12 protein-coding genes and 2 pseudogenes are annotated in these 15,552 nt (G+C 46.4%); 8 read left to right on the plus strand and 6 right to left on the minus strand.

Annotation, left to right across the window (positions count from 1 at the left end; genetic code table 11):
* Positions 1-20: 20 nt before the first annotated feature.
* Positions 21-1,271 (minus strand): diguanylate cyclase, encoded by a 1,251-nt coding sequence (locus AAGQ96_RS08515; protein WP_342755271.1) that lies wholly within the window; start codon positions 1,269-1,271, stop codon positions 21-23.
* Between the two features lie 89 nt (positions 1,272-1,360).
* On the opposite strand from AAGQ96_RS08515, the pseudogene AAGQ96_RS08520 reads away from it, so the two are divergent.
* Both AAGQ96_RS08520 and AAGQ96_RS08525 read left to right on the plus strand, forming a co-directional pair.
* Positions 1,361-1,877: pseudogene (locus AAGQ96_RS08520) on the plus strand (Rpn family recombination-promoting nuclease/putative transposase).
* Between the two features lie 508 nt (positions 1,878-2,385).
* Entirely contained in the window at positions 2,386-2,628 is a 243-nt protein-coding gene (locus AAGQ96_RS08525) for a hypothetical protein (protein WP_342755272.1), read from the plus strand.
* A 168-nt stretch (positions 2,629-2,796) separates the two neighbouring features.
* Here the strand turns inward: AAGQ96_RS08525 and AAGQ96_RS08530 are convergent, their stop codons facing one another.
* The gene (locus AAGQ96_RS08530; RefSeq protein ID WP_342755273.1) at positions 2,797-3,537 is read right to left on the minus strand and encodes an SDR family oxidoreductase; all 741 of its coding nucleotides are present in this window, start codon (positions 3,535-3,537) and stop codon (positions 2,797-2,799) included.
* Positions 3,538-4,505: 968 nt separating this feature from the next.
* Between AAGQ96_RS08530 and AAGQ96_RS08535 the strand changes: the two genes are divergently transcribed.
* The 5 genes from AAGQ96_RS08535 (at position 4,506) to AAGQ96_RS08555 (ending at position 9,475) form a co-directional block, all read left to right on the plus strand.
* The gene (locus AAGQ96_RS08535) at positions 4,506-6,032 is read left to right on the plus strand and encodes a TULIP family P47-like protein (RefSeq protein ID WP_342755274.1); all 1,527 of its coding nucleotides are present in this window, start codon (positions 4,506-4,508) and stop codon (positions 6,030-6,032) included.
* An 851-nt stretch (positions 6,033-6,883) separates the two neighbouring features.
* Positions 6,884-7,618: a PAS domain-containing protein gene (locus AAGQ96_RS08540; protein WP_342755275.1), complete on the plus strand. Its 735-nt coding sequence runs from the start codon at positions 6,884-6,886 to the stop codon at positions 7,616-7,618.
* Positions 7,615-7,800, plus strand: coding sequence for a hypothetical protein (locus tag AAGQ96_RS08545; protein WP_342755276.1), 186 nt, complete (start codon positions 7,615-7,617; stop codon positions 7,798-7,800). The genes AAGQ96_RS08540 and AAGQ96_RS08545 overlap by 4 nt, the downstream gene beginning before the upstream one ends.
* A 38-nt stretch (positions 7,801-7,838) precedes the next feature.
* Entirely contained in the window at positions 7,839-8,750 is a 912-nt protein-coding gene (locus AAGQ96_RS08550; RefSeq protein ID WP_147197146.1) for a pyridoxal-phosphate dependent enzyme, read from the plus strand.
* Between the two features lie 89 nt (positions 8,751-8,839).
* Complete coding sequence (locus tag AAGQ96_RS08555) at positions 8,840-9,475, plus strand: alanyl-tRNA editing protein (protein ID WP_342755277.1); 636 nt, start codon at positions 8,840-8,842, stop codon at positions 9,473-9,475.
* An 870-nt stretch (positions 9,476-10,345) separates the two neighbouring features.
* Here the strand turns inward: AAGQ96_RS08555 and AAGQ96_RS08560 are convergent.
* From AAGQ96_RS08560 to AAGQ96_RS08575, 4 genes are all read right to left on the minus strand, one after another.
* Positions 10,346-11,493, minus strand: a protein-coding gene (locus AAGQ96_RS08560; RefSeq protein ID WP_342755229.1) for an IS3 family transposase whose coding sequence is annotated in 2 segments (ribosomal slippage) — positions 10,346-11,256 and positions 11,256-11,493 — 1,149 coding nt in all. Because the reading frame shifts where the segments join, the coding sequence is not laid out codon by codon here.
* 22 nt (positions 11,494-11,515) lie between these two features.
* Positions 11,516-13,135: a DUF3732 domain-containing protein gene (locus AAGQ96_RS08565; RefSeq protein WP_342755278.1), complete on the minus strand. Its 1,620-nt coding sequence runs from the start codon at positions 13,133-13,135 to the stop codon at positions 11,516-11,518.
* Entirely contained in the window at positions 13,132-13,584 is a 453-nt protein-coding gene (locus AAGQ96_RS08570; RefSeq protein WP_336227586.1) for a three component ABC system middle component, read from the minus strand. The genes AAGQ96_RS08565 and AAGQ96_RS08570 overlap by 4 nt, the downstream gene beginning before the upstream one ends.
* On the minus strand, positions 13,581-14,795 hold the full coding sequence (locus tag AAGQ96_RS08575; RefSeq protein WP_342755279.1) for a hypothetical protein: 1,215 nt from the start codon (positions 14,793-14,795) through the stop codon (positions 13,581-13,583). Before AAGQ96_RS08575 ends, AAGQ96_RS08570 begins: the two co-directional genes overlap by 4 nt.
* A 511-nt stretch (positions 14,796-15,306) precedes the next feature.
* Between AAGQ96_RS08575 and AAGQ96_RS08580 the strand changes: the two are divergent.
* A pseudogene (locus tag AAGQ96_RS08580) lies at positions 15,307-15,508 on the plus strand (IS3 family transposase); the annotation flags it as partial.
* Positions 15,509-15,552 lie beyond the last annotated feature (44 nt).

Here is a 15,552-nt window from a genome sequence, read left to right on the forward strand (position 1 = left end):
TGCAAAATTTTCGGACTGCCCTAATCACGCAACGGCAGCGTTGCGGGTTGGAAAAACTGATATGACCCATCACGTCGTGCTTTCGCCTGATACATCGCTATATCGGCATTTTCAAATAACATCCCGGCCGATGCCGTCCCAAACCGTGCGAGGCTGATACCAATAGCTGCCCCGATCCGTACTTCCATATCGTTGATGGCAAATGGCTTTTTCAGGCTGTCGAGAAGGCGCCGGGCAATAGCGGATGCTGCCCCGCGATTGCGGCACTTTGCTGCGACGACAAACTCGTCACCGCCCAGTCGTGCCACCGAGTCGCCCGGGCGCATGCAGTGCTGTAGCCGCTCGCTGACCTGTTGCAGTAAGGCATCTCCTGTGGCGTGTCCCATCGAATCATTGACGGCCTTAAACCCGTTCAGATCGATAAACAGCACGGTTGTGTAGGCCAGATCGTCATCCTGTGCAAGCATGCAGCTAACCTGGTCGTTGATCCAGGCCCGGTTAGGCAATCCGGTCAGCGTGTCGCGGGTGGCCAGTTCCTCAAGCTGCCGGATTTTTTCTTTGTCACGCGTAATGTCGCGCGAAACCAGCACTGCACCGATATTTTTGCCTGTAGAAGGGGTGCTGACGCTACAGGCTTTGCTGCCAAGCGTAATATAGTGGCCGTCGCGATGCAGCTTCCGTACTTCCACTACGTCTGGCCATACGCCATTATTGAAGATGTGTGCCAGTACGTCCCTGGCGGATGCACGATCGTCGGGATGCAGGAAATCCAACACCTGTTGACCTATCATCTCCTCGGCCGACCAGCCTGTCATTTGGCTGTAAGACGGCGAGATCGACACATATCTGCCGTGGGTGTCGCAATGGGCGATCAGGTCAGTGCTGTTTTCAATCAACAGACGGTATTCTGCCGCCGTGCGTAACGCATCTTCAAGTGCCTTGCGCTGCCCGGTGATATCAAAAATGAAGCCGTTGTACTGCATGCGGGAAGCGCTGGGTTGGCTATCCGGCAAGCCTGAAATAATCACACGTCGCGTTGTCCCGTCCAGACAGTGGATCGGCACTTCGATATGAAAGGGAGTCATACATTCCAACGCCGCAGTAAGTTGCAGTGCGATTCTGGCATCATCGTCGGCCTGCGCGAGCCTCAGCCATGCACTAAGCGTTACGCCCTTCAGCGCGGGCATCAGGCCAGCTGGGCTTTCCTGACAGGCAATGCATGTGCCATAGGCGTCCGTGGACCAAACGGCGGAAAAGTTAGGTTTGATCACAGTATTCCTGGTCGATAACGAGATTCAAGGTTAGAAGTTAGATCATCATTTATCGGCCGATGTACCCACTATCTTTAATAGAGCAGGGAATGTCTGACAGGAAAGCAAAGGGCCGCAGGAACGCGAGCCCGACACCGCACGATCTCGCCTTTAAACAGTTTCTGACCCATCCCGCTACCGCAAGGGATTTTATGCAGCTGCATCTGCCCAAGGAGCTGCAGGCCGTCTGCGACTTCAGCACTCTTAAGCTGGAGTCCGGCAGCTTTGTTGAGGAAACGCTTCGTCCCTATTTTAGCGACGTGCTCTACAGCCTGAAAACCAAGACCGGCGATGTCAGACGCAGAGGCGTTTGTACGCGAACTGGCACAGCGTGTGCCGCAACATGGAGACGCATTGATGACCATCGCACAACAGCTTGAACAGAAGGGCATTGAGAAGGGCATTGAAAAAGGTCTTGAGAAGGGCATTCAGCCTGGCAGGCAGGAAGGCCGTAACGAAGGTAAACTCGAAGTCGCCCGTACCATGTTGCAGAACGGCCTGGATCGCAATACCGTCATGAAAATGACCGGGTTAACTGAAGACGATCTGGCGCAAATCCGCCATTGATAATTTTGCGCTGGATCTGCTGCCCGACCGGCAGGGTATGCTGATGAGGCAGGGATCACCCGCGGTTTAGCCTCAGCTTTCTCCTTTATGCAGTTAAAACCGCAATAGTGCAGAGGGTGATCAAATCCTTTTTTTAATGCCAGGCACCGCTGAGCTTTCAGCGGACGTTCTAAAAGCTTCCTTTTTTTTTAACAGCTTCTGACGGGCTAAATTGCCGTTAGGGCTTTTCAGTTTCAACTGAGCCCGAAAAACGATTCTTATCTTTCATTATACTGTCACAATGAAAACGAAGCTGGTCATAACCCTTTTTTTTCTGGCCTTTTACGTTTGGCGTGCGTCGCTCAAGATGGGCAGTCCGTTATGAGCGAGGAGCAGACATTTACTGATGACAACTAAATATTAAACATAAAGTCTCAGTCCCGAACCGCGTCAGATAGGCTCCGCTGTACAAAATTAGGCTTATTCAGATATGTTATTCCCTACTGCAACCCTGTTCACGGAGTACACCATGCCGGAGTTCTGCTTTTTTAAAAAGGGCAAGCACATCGCCGCCCTGGAAAGGACTGACGCGGAAAAATCCGCTCAACTGGCCGATGACGGCTGGGAAAAACAGTTTGAAGAGGTTCGCGCTGTCGATGCTGAAAGTGCGCTTGCCAGGCTAGCGGACGTGCGGAAAGAGGAAGTCACGACGGAGCGAGCTTTCGTAACGGGTTCCGTATTCAGCAGTCTCCTAATGGCCATTCTCAAGTAACGAACAGCGGGCAGCGTTATATGACTCTGCCAGCCCATCGCTTTAACATTAGAGTTCTTCACTGAACCGCCGCAAGCCCTCAGCGCAGTTGAAACTTAAAGGCAGTTTTGAGCGAGAAGCGGACGTTATTCGATTAATTTCAGTTAATTTCGTGAATGTGGAAAGCGGTCAGTAATGTGCCAGACCGCCATCTACAGCATACTGGCTGCCGGTAACATAGGATGCTTCATCGGACAGGAGGAAAAGTGCAACTGCAGCGGCCTCTTCTGCTGTTCCTGCACGACCCAAAGGAACCTGGCTTACCACAAAATCTTCAAACTGCTGACGAGACTCTTCTGGCATAAAGTGCCTGAAGTTAGTTTCAATCGGACCTGGTACCAAAGTGTTGGCGCGGATACCGCGTTCAGCAAACGCAGATGCCCAGCTTTTGACCATAGCGATAACGGCGCCTTTCGTCGCCGCATACAGGCTTGTCATCGCCGCTCCTTCATATACAGATGAGGATGATGTCACCAGAACGGACGCGCCTGAATTAAGTGATTTGGAGAGAGCTGCCAGCTGTAGCATCGGACCGCGCACATTAGCATTCATCATATGATTGAAAGAATCTGCCGTTACAGATTCCGGAGAGCCTACCTCTGCAAAGCCGGCATTAAGCCATAATCCATCAAGTGAACCCCAGCCTCTGATAGCTTCCCCCAGTACGTTTATGTCAGCTTCGCTTGCAGCATCGCTTTTTAAAATAAGTGATGTCGCAGGAAGCAAGCTGCGTGCACGTTCAAGCCTTTCTTCATTAAGCCCTATAATAGCTACGTTGCCACCTTCAGTAACAATACGCTGAGCCCCTGCCAGCCCGATGCCACTGGTGCCCCCCGTGATCAGTATACGTTTACCCTGAAATCTTCCCATGCTTACTTCCTTTATTTAGCTGCGGAATCAACATTTACATTACGTAAAAAGAACACTATTCGTCATCTGTTTCATTACGTAACTATGGGAACGAATGGATTGCGGCCTGGACGTCCGCTTCTGGCACAAAGCGGATACTGGTATCAACAACCTGATGGCCTCCTTCGGCTCCCCGGTACTGTCGGGTCGTCAAGCCCGCGCTTACCGGCATAGCCGGTAAGCTTAGCCGGATTGCGCAGGCGCGTTAAGAGTATTAAAGATGGTGGTTGTGCAAAAATTGTTGTCAGGCTGAATCTGGCCTGGCGGACAATAAGGCCCAAATGAGGAAGAAATTGTGAAATGAGCAGATGTCTCAATCTTCGTAATCAAATTGAAGGGCTGAAGGTCGGCTATGAACTAGAGAAAGTTATATTATTCAAAAGGAAGCGTAAATATTTTGTTTTTTAAAGGAAGTTTAGCTTGAGTGTTTGTTCGGCCGGTTAGCACCGGGTTTAAGAAGCACAAATCAGTATTCTGTAGTAACACATGACTTCAAAGCTTCAGAAGTTAATAATATTCTTTTTTGAATGTTGCAGATAATATAGCAATAAATCAAAGTGTTGCGAGTATCAATCCTGTTCTTTTATAAAAAAGTATTTTTTATCAAGAGGATGCTTTATTTCTCTTATGCTGCTTGCTCGTTAAGCTATTAGCGTAGCTAATGCTATAAATTAAGGTAAATCTTAAAAAAATGATGTTAAGCCAGTCTTGTAGGGTAATTTTTTATAAAAAAACGATAAATTTCATAGGGTTAATAATTAATTGTTGTCATCTTTTTGTGGATTTATTAAGTGAATCCTATGGATTGATTTTTGTTGTTTAAAGCGGTTTTCAAGTGACGTACATTAATATTTGCTTTGAAATTACCAGCTGGTTCTTAAAGTAAAACCGTAATATCAGTACGTTTACATTACCTAATGGTGACACTTATGTTAAATAATCAATTTAGCTTTGATAAAGATGCCATTATAATTTTCCCGGAAGAAAATAACCTCACTAATTTTCCTTACCCAAAAAATAGCTTTACATCGAAATCAGTAAGAGCAGCCCTACAAGATACTAGCGTTCCGAGTGATAATGCAGGGTGGGATACTGTATTTGCAGTTCCAGTATCCAAGGTAAATGATAAGTTAAAGGATTACTTTACAACGCCAATTGTATTTAGTCATGACATGGATGGTAATGTATTTGATGTAAATATTAATCAGGCAACATGCACCCTTTGGAAAATTGTGCCGGGCGGTAAAAATGGAAATGTATTCTTCGAAATAACCTTAACAGGAGGGCAGGCAATTATCAGCGGGAAAACCAGTAACACATATCCACTTACTGGAGGGGTAATCATTTTAGAAATAATGTTTTCCTATATTTCTGTGCCTCCATCAGGAAGTAATGGAGGGGCGAAGTATAATTTACTAGCTAATACAAACACTGCTTCTGGACAGGGTGGCTCTATACCTGGAGCTGATTATGAAAGTATAGGAGCGATTTCTGAAGCTTTTGCAGATTATTACAATAATAATCCTAATCAGCTGCTTTATGTGTTTAATACAGTAACTATCAATGACCAGGTTAGCGATCCTGGATTCCAATGGATTCAACCAACAACAGTTGGATATGCCTATGCTAATGGGTCATCAGATGATAACGCAGTATTTGCCGTTCTCTGCACTGTAAACGGAAGAGTTGATAGTTCACTAACTAATGTTCTAAACCCTTCGTCGATACCTCAGAACTGTGAGAGCAGTTTTAATATATCTCCTCAATGCTTCATTCAGTACATGGTGCTTCCTGTTTTACCCGCTGCATTCAATGCTAAAGGAACATCAGAAGTTATAGACTCATCTTATTTTAATGTTGATAATACAGGTATATCGATAACTAATTCTAAAGATATACCACTGGCACCTGTGACGCATTTGGGATTGCAGTATCACCCTGTCATCAAAAAATTCTCTGTAGAGTGGGCTGTAACTGAAGTAATAATAAGTTCTCATGTTGAGACAGAAGTGTCTCCTGGAATTACAGCAGTTGTAGATACAATTACTTATTATTATGTGACAGGTGAATCTAATACTTTGCAATATAATGTTGATACATCTAAAAGCTCAGTAACTAAGTCATATAAGGTTGCTACTGGCATAATTGTAAGCGCAGCTATTTTGGCAATCATACTTGCAGTGGCTGCTGTAGTTGCCGTTGTTTTTGTCGAGGGCGCTACACTTGTTATAGTCGGTGTAATACTGGCAATAGCAATAGGCTTGACAGAGGCGCTTCCGGGCATATTGATAGCTATCGCAGCAAAAGGTATTAATAATGAAATCCCATCGCTGGCAAATCTAATTAGTAATAGTGCTTCTAAGATATACTGGCCTGGTAGTTCCGATCTATACGTCAGCTTTGCACAGTTTTTTGGGACACTTCAATTAGGTGGAGTTGCATTCCCAAATAGCTGAAATAATAAGCGGTTTGTGAAAGAATATTTCTACACTGTAGATGAAAATATATTTACAGTGTAGTTATTATAATGTTATATAAAGCAATGGTTAGCTGCTACGACATGATTTATTGAGAGATAAATAAATACTCCTATTCTATTTACATTTACTTCGAAGATGTCATGATTTAAGCTATCAAGCGTTAATTTACGGCCCCGGTACATTTAACCTGCTATCATTCAATTACAGCTGAACAATGTAAACATTGTCCGCTTCTGGCTGTGAGTTCAACTGATAGATGCAACACATTGATTAAAACGCTCTGATATGCTGGAACCTCTGGCCACACCTCAATCAAGGATGATGCTATGCCCCTTCAGGACCAGATACAAAAATCTATTCAGGAAGCCAATGAAAGGGAACGTCACCTCTGGCGTCATACCCGCTGGCTGATCAAAGGGCTGCGAGTTGCCGTCTTTCTGTACCTGTTGTATCCCATTGCAATGTGGGTATTCCGGACTCTATAAGTGATGCGGTAATCCCATGCACCTTCTTTAAATACACCGTATTTGCCATAACATCTGTTTGAGGCCCTCAGAAACGCATCACGCGCGATTCTGCGGCAAGATGGCCGTTTACGGCACCTTTTGCTGGCTTCCGGCAATCGCATAAATCTGTTGTTTATACGAATTATCGCTCGTCTCAACGATGTCAGTACTCAGTTTTTCTATCATTGACGGTTTAACAGGGCTTTCATCCTTCATGACAGCCTATATATCAAACGCACGATTTAATTAAACATTATGTTGATTTGAAGCGGCATAAGCCTTAATTTAGTCAACATATTGTTTAATTGTGGCGAGTGCATTATGACTGATAACCATCCAGATGAATCTTATGAGGATGATGTGTTGCGTATACTCGCCGCAGCCGTCCGTGCTATTGGAAGCATCATTTCCTCTAACACAGAGATTGCTCTTCATGACCTCCGCAGACCTGAGTATTCCATTGCTGAAATTGTGAATGCGCACATCACCGGACGGCGTCAGGGCGATTCCGTGCTTTCCGGCATGCGCACGGACAAAGCCTTTATCAGCGCGATGGAAGAAAGTCGGGAAGCCGTAACGCTTTTGACCGACTACGAGACGTTCAGCCGTTCAGGCACCCGCCTGCGCAGCAGCACGGCCATCTATCGGGGACGTAACGCCCGGCCCTTTGCCGCGCTCTGCATCAATGTCGATGATGAAAATATCCGTAAGGCCCTCAGCGTACTACAGAGCCTGACCGCTGTTATGCCGTCGCAACGCGAAGAAGCCATTCCACAGGAAGAAAGCGGCCCGTCGCCTGACAACATTGAAGATCTGATGCGCGACATTATCAACTCGGCGACGGCGCTCAGCCCCGGAGCCAGAAGAGCCGACGGTAAAAAGGCCAAAATTCTCGCCGTGCAGCAGATGCAGGAAAAAGGCATTTTCCTGATGAAGGGCGGCGTTGAAAAAGCGGCGGCGGCCCTCGGCGTCACTCGCTACACCATCTACAACTACCTTGATGAACTGAAAATGTTGGATGACGGGTCACGCCTCTCAGCGCAGAGGAACCGATGAAAAGATATCCCGGCTCGCTGCCATTTCCGTTTGCCCGTGCGGTGGAAGCCAACGGCTTCCTGTTTCTGTCCGGTCAGGTGTCCATGAATGCGCAGGGCGACCCCGTACGCGGCATCACAAAAAACAGACGCGAATCGTCGCCAGCCAGCTGGCATTCGGGCTTGATGTTGAAGTTGAAGTGATGGCACTGGCCTGACGTTCATTTTACCGGAGTAAACCCATGGCGCTTAGTATCACTACCCCACTGCTTGAATCCCTCCCGCTGGGTCAGCTGAACGACACCCGCGTATGGCTGAAAATGGAGGCGCTACAGCCTTCCGGGTCGTTTAAAATCCGCGGTATCGGCTATGCCTGTGAAGCGTATTTTTCCCGCGGTGCCCGGCGTTTTATCTCCTCTTCCGGCGGCAACGCAGGGCTGGCAGTGGCCTATGCGGGCCGCAGGCTGGGTGTCCCCGTCATCGTGGTCGTGCCTGAAACCACGCCGGAGCGCACCCGTCACCGGCTGCAGAGTGAAGGAGCAGAGGTTATCGTTCACGGAAAAATGTGGTCTGAAGCCAACGAGCTGGCTCGATCGCTGTTAACCGGTGACGACGCCTTTCTGCATCCTTTTGACGATCCGCTTCTCTGGGCAGGCCATGCCTCCATGATCGATGAGGTGGTCGCCGCTGGCGTACGGCCGGATGCCGTGGTGCTTTCGGTGGGCGGCGGCGGACTATTGGCAGGCGTTGATGAAGGGCTGCGCCGTAACGGGCTTGCGGATGTGCCGGTTTATGCCGCTGAAACGGAAGGTATGGCCTCCTATGCCGCCGCGCTGAAGGCGGGCGTGTTGACGGAAGTTCCCGTGCTGACCGGCGTAGCAACCTCTCTTGGTGCCCGTCAGGTCTGCCGGAGGGCGTTCGATCTTGCCAGTGAAAGAACCATCGTACCGGTGCAGGTTACCGACGGTGAGGCGGTGAACGCCTGTCTGGCATTCCTGGACGACAACCGTATTCTGGTCGAGCCGGCCTGCGGCGCCGCGCTGGCTCTGCTTTACGACAATAAAATTCCTGGCGGCAGCCACAAAAACATTCTGGTGATTGTGTGCGGCGGATCGACGGCCACCATCGACTCTCTTAAAGGTTTTACCGGCTGATTACTGCGGCAAGTCTCGCATTGACGGTCCGTTCCTCCTTCAATCTACAGCAAAATCCTGTCCACCCGGCGGACGGGAAAGAATGACTTATGACAGAAAGAACTTACTTCAGCAGCGATGCGTTAGAAATGACATCCTCCGTTATCAGCTGCGATCCGCAGGATGACGGCCGTTATCGCGTCATCCTCTCCGCCACAATTTTTCATCCCCAGGGCGGTGGCCAGCCCTCCGACCGAGGTACCATCGGTCATGCCAGCATGCTGCATGCCGTTCAGGAGGATGCGGAAGTTGTGCATTTCACGGATGCGCCGCTGGATACCGGGGCGGTGCAGCTGACCGTGGATGCTGCGCTACGCCAGCTTCATACCCGTTACCATTCGGCCGGCCACCTGATTGCGGTTGCGGGTGAAAAATATGGTTGGTATGGCAGCAAAGGCAACCATCGCCCCGGGGAAGGACGCGTGGTTTTTGAACCGCTGCGCCTGACTACGCCGGTGACGGCCGCGGAATTTGCCCGGGGCGTGTCAGAGCTGGTTAACCAGGCGCTGCCACGCCGTCAGGAGGAGGAGGGGGGCCGCCGTATGATCACGTGGGGCGAGTTGCCGGCGTACGCCTGCGGCGGCACGCATGTGCTGTTGACGTCCGACGTGGGTGAGGTTCAGATAACGCGCGTGAAGGAGAAGAAGGGGCAGCTCTCAGTACAGTATGAGCTGGCTGAAGGGTAAGAAGGCGGTAACTGAGCTCTGGCGGTGCCGGCGAAACGTTTACCGCCCGTGAAATCAATACCGCCGCGTCAGCTAAGCTGCTCAGCCAGCAGGCCCGCCGCAATGATGATCAGCGCACCGGAATCGGGCATTCAGTAGCGGTCTTGGTTTTGCCATCCGCTTTGAACTGACTGAAGGAAACCTGGCAGCTATTCAGTGTGTTCAATTTTAGCTGCGCTTTTACGATCTTGTCTGAAACGCTATAAAACAAAAAATCCACGCAATTGCGTGGATTTTATAAGATTTCGCGCTTCTTATGAGGTTCAATCAAACCTCATGAGACCACAATAACGATTTAGACGTTGAACTGCGTTTGTTTATTTAACCTATTTATTTTAAAGATGTTTTTATTTTTCACTTTAGCGTTATACTCATTTCCGTACTCACTTTTGATGTGATGCGGATTTTGTTATGTGTAAGCAGTAAGTGCGGCGCCCATTGCTGAGCCGCATCGAACTCTGTCCGCGTTTATTGAGTTCTACTCTTGTGCAACTGCCACTGTAGGTTTTAGCGCGACTTGCCCTGTAAAAATTTAATGTTATGATTCTATAGGAAATTCATCGTCAAGAATAAGTCCATAGTCATCTCGTAACTCTCTATCCACAAGGTGGAACCGATCCAGTTCTAGCGTCGTCCAGTGCTCTTTATCTATGTGCTCTAACAAGATAATCTGAAATCCACCTAGTTTATCCATGTCAATAACGAACTGGTTTAACTCTATTAATACCTTGTCTAAGCTTAGGATGTCATCATTGGGCTTCCCGTCACTTGAAAAGTAGGGTGTACTGACTTGGTCAAGTATCAAGAAAGACGTGAATCGCCACGGATAATCTAGACACTTCCGAGCCGTTGATAATACTGGTTTTCATATTCTGTCGGTGACATCTGATTGCTCGACCCATGCCGACGCTTACTGTTATAAAACATTTCGATGTAATCAAAAATATCGCTGCGGGCTTCTTCCCGCGTTCCGTAGATCTTTTTCTTTATGCGCTCTCGTTTCAGTAACTGGAAAAAGCTTTCTGCAACCGCGTTATCGTGACAGTTACCGCGACGGCTCATACTCCCTTCCAGGCCGTGTGATTTCAGGAATAACTGCCACTCATGGCTTGTATACTGACTGCCCTGGTCCGAGTGGACCAGCACCTTTCTTTGCGGATTACGCCGCCATACAGCCATCAGCAGTGCGTTCAGGACAATGTCCTTTGTCATCCGGGATTGCATTGACCAGCCGATAATTTTGCGTGAGAACAGGTCAACAACCACGGCCAGATACAGCCAGCCCTCGTGAGTCCTGATGTAGGTTATGTCCGTTACCCAACGCTCATCCGGAGCATCCGGATTGAACTGTCGCTGGAGCTTGTTGGGCGATACGATACTGGCCTCGCCTTTGCGTGCCCGCGGGCTCCGGTACCCGACCTGGGCCTTTATCCCGACACGCTTCATCAGTCGCCAGACTCTGTTCACTCCGCACTGTTGCCCGCTATCCCGCAAGTCCATATGGATCTTGCGATAACCATAAACGCAACCGGACTCCAGCCAGAACTGTTTGATCTTTCCCGTCAGTCTCAGATCTACCTGGTGGCGCTTAGAATGCGGCTGCTGAAGCCAGGCGTAAAAGCCACTGGGATGAACATCCAGCACCCGACAGAGCAGACGAACAGGCCAGCAACTGCTGTTGTCACGGATAAAGGCGTACCTCAGTCGGACAGCTTTGCGAAGTACGCCGCGGCTTTTTTTAATATGTCCCGTTCGTCGGTAACCCGCTTCAGCTCCTTCTGGAGCCGGCGGATCTCGGCCTGAGCATCTGACTGTTCTTTATTAGTGGAAGAATCCGGACCGTACTTCTTTATCCAGGCGTAAAGGCTGTGGGTGGTGATATCGAGACGTGTTGCAACGCTGGCAACAGAATAACCGCGATCAACAACCTGTTTGACTGCTTCAATTTTAAACTCTTCGGGATAACGCTTACCGCTCATGGGCACCTCTCTTTAAGCCATCTTAAATGACTCGGAGGTGTCTGTTAAACACGTGGCGATTCAACGGAATCCATGGAACCTGCCTTGTCTTGGCGATCTCATGTATAGCAAGGAAAAAGGATATGTGAAGATAAAGGTAGTTTGAAGCACTCCCCACATCAGGCATTTTTTCTATTGTTGTTAAATCGGGAGAATGTAGATGTATAAGTTTTTCTTTCTCATAGTAGAAAGCAGAAAAGTCATTGTAGCCCTTTAGCGGTAGTTTTTTGAGTCGCTTGTTAATTAAAAGATTTAACCCCTGTTTTGCCAGAGTACTCTTCTCTTCATTTTGCTCGACTATCCCACGTAGTTCGGCGATAGAATCATCAAGATTATCTTGTACTACACGAGCGACCTGCTTATTGCTTTGGTTATAGACCGCAAGGTTTGCTTCCAATCGACCTAAATAACGATAGTAATCATTAGGGTTATACCTAATAGGCTGCTTTTTCTCCAGTAGCGACAGTTCCTCTTTGAGCTCCCATATTTTATTATTATTCTCTGCGTGTAAAATTTTTACCTCCTCAAGAAACGGGAAGCTTTTACGGCTACGCAATGAAGACTTAATATCAGAAAGTTCACGTTGTAATTTAGCGATAACTTCATTTGCTAAATCGGAAGGAAATATTTTGTCAACTTGTGAGTTGAATACATTGACAGGCTTGAGCGAATCTTCAGTTTCTTTTAATGCATTGGTATAAGTAGGCTTATCGTCGATAAATGCTTTCAATTGACGATTTTTGGCTGACAAGCCAAATATTTCACGTTCTATCCTTTCCACTTCATGCTTATAATCACTTGGTGCTGTAGGTGTTTGAATCAATTCATAGAGTACGTTAAGTCTGTCTTTATGCGATTCAGGAACACGCTCGATCACTCCTAAAGAATAGGCCTCTCTGGATAGAGTATCTATTTCTTCAGAAAATATAATCGCAGATATAGCATAAGACTCATTTTTTCTTGTCTGAACAGCTTTTTTTCGCTCCAATTCTAAGAGGCGATTCCGTGAAAGTGCGGTGTCTACATTTTCCGCTCCAATGGTCATTCTGAATGTTCGTTCAATTGCTTCCTGATAGCGGCCATCTGTCGGCCGAATGTATAGATGATCTGGTGCGACTATGGTGTTTTGGTCTTGGTAGCTGTATGCAAGGAAATTTCTGAAGGAAACCTTCGAACCCGCCTGAATGAATCGACCGCCATAGGGGACTTTCAACTCAGTATCAATCCCAAAGGCGCTGCTCAGGACTTTCTTTAGATTGTCTATTCGGACATTTAGAACTGGCAAAGTTGGGATTACGCCGTTCTCACTAAAATAGGCTTGGTCTGTTGTTCCATTGCTTTCTGAAGGGCGTGCTATGACCAGCTCTTTGCCATCAATAGCGATTTTGATACCGTACCAGTCTACTTTGGAATCGATATTAGTTTTCGATATTCCAGTAGTTTCGCTTGCTAGTAAGCAATAATCAATGATAAATAGAATTGATGATTTGCCTTTACCTGAGTCCCCTGTAATGACGTTTACACGGTTATGTAAGAACTCAAGAGTCCTTTTGATACCGTTCTTTTGCCAGAGGACAACATTGGAAATCTGAATGTTACTCACAATTCAATCCTAAAAGTTTGATAGAGATCTGAGGTGGCTTCACTGAGAATTAGACCGAGTTTGGGTCCAGCCGCTAAAATATCTAATGCAATTTTTCCAATCTCGGAACTACTTTGAAAAAAAATCTTTTCCTTGAGAACAAGATCATTATTTTTCAATGTAGCTATGCCAAGTTCCTGGGTTAGGAGTATTGTATTCAAGGAAGTGATAGTTAAGTCTTCATACCTTGCACGTACCGTTATAAATGCAGTTGGGTTAGAAATTAGAAGGTCTTTACTGCTTAAAACAACACTGTTTTTCCTCTTCAGAATAGAGCGTATGGCACTATCAAAAAGCAAGGGTAATACCAACATTACTTTGGCAAGAGGTAGGCTGTTTAATTTTGAATTTTCCAATGCACTTTGAATAGCAACCGTACCTATCAATTCATTTTGAATTAATCGATTCATTTTTTAAACCTACTCTGCCAGTCTTTACGCCAGCCAATACGGGGGAGGTTGGAAAGCTTCATGTATTTTCCACAACTCAAATTGCTTGGAAGCTCTATATTTTCAGCCTTCAAGGTATTGCACATTGTTTGGTCATAGCAGTTTTGTGATGCTTGCATGTGTGCAACATCATCTTCTTCTTTTATATTTCTATGCGATTGGTTGTGTAACAGTTGCCAATCAGAAACGGCCTTGTTTTCTAGTCGTAAATTTTCGCTCGCACTAAATGAGCCAGCTTTGCTCAAGGACTCCATAAACTGCTCAGCTAGCATCATTTCGACTCCACGATCAATGATTTCTTCATTGCTGATGCCAATGTCTTTGAGTTGGTCATGAAACTTACTGTTGTTAAAAGATAACTTATCTGGCCGCTGATAACTGTAGTATATATCAAGGAATCTATCGAAGTCGGTGGGATCAGACCGAGCGGATCTGATTATTCTATCAAAGCCGATTTCAGTTCTGAAATTGTCAAAATCAATGATTATTTTTTCACCACTTATGATTCTTGAGAATTTTGACTCTTTGAATGCACCGATCACGTGCTTTCTTGTATCTTCCAAACGTGATTCAGGGATCGAAAGCTGCCGAAGTGCTGACGATATTCTTGTTATGACAGAGGAGTTATCAGAGTGAAACTCGAATCGTTCCAAGACAAAAATGAGCTCTGTATCATCTGTCTGGGATACTGACTCTACATATTTTGCTAACGGATTTGGGGTGTCACCGGTTTTTTTTTGTGACTCTGTCAACGAAATTTCTTTTTCAATTTTTCTAATATAATTGAGGATTGCTTGAATATTCTGGCGCGGAGATTTTAGCAAGTTTACAAACGGTTGATTATTGATATTTTTGTTTGTGTAAAGTTGGAATGTAATTGTTCGACAAGACGGAAGATCCGGAACGAGCTTGAGCCAGTTATATAGGGTCTTCCAAAGATCAATATCTCGTTCTGTGATATTGCCAGGGTTGACAGAATGTTTAACCTGAATAAGTATAAGATCTTTGATGGAGGAATCTTCTGCGATAGTTTCTACGTGAATATCATCGTAGAGTTCAAGACCTAATGTTTGTCCTGGTCTGAGTTCGATAAGTTTTTCGATATATACAAGATCTTGGAATTCAAACCCAAGTGATGTTTTGTCCGCTGCTATTTTATCTGAATGATTCATGCCATTTTCACTCGTTAGCTGAAGTCCTTTTCATGCCTTTATGTCTCATGGAACAATCTTTAATAGCTGATTTGTTTGCTTTCCATGAACAACGAAAGGGTTGCTTAATTGATATAAAAACAAGCTGTTATCTTCTTAATAGCATACGAGGAGGATAATGTCTATCCGTTTTTCATGCTATTGTGGACCACGTGAATCATACACAGCGGGATTTGCGTCTGTGGGTAGATGTTGTTGACCGCATCCTGAAACGCTTTCACAGCATTCATGCAGAGAAATCGGTAGATACTCAATGCCCCGCCCCCCGATTTTTAAGCACTGTCAATACACTTAGCCAGGATATAGCGCATTTGTTTTCTGCCACCCATATGCCTAGTAACTCTTGTTTGCTTTCAATGTTAATGTCTATTGTTAGGGATGACGATTTTTTAATTAATCTACTACAGACAATCACAGGATTTAATCACAGTTTCGATGTATTTGACTGATGTGTCACCTGGGAGACCAGATGGTAGCAGAAAACGGTATGCGACGATGCTCAGATGGCTTCGAGTTAGGCTGCGGTGCGGGTAATGTTCGCGCTGGACTGTTGTAACTAGGAGGCTATAGACTGAGCCGCGAGTTCTATTAGCTAGGAAAGTTCGACCGTGAATGATGTGATGCTGAGAACGGTGGAAAAGTGCTTCGGCAATAGGTTACCAGACAAACCGCTTTAGTGATTGATGAATAACGGTTATGCGTGCATTCGACTTTAATT

It is taken from the genome of Pantoea sp. MBD-2R, from assembly GCF_039134845.1.
GTDB lineage: Bacteria > Pseudomonadota > Gammaproteobacteria > Enterobacterales > Enterobacteriaceae > Erwinia.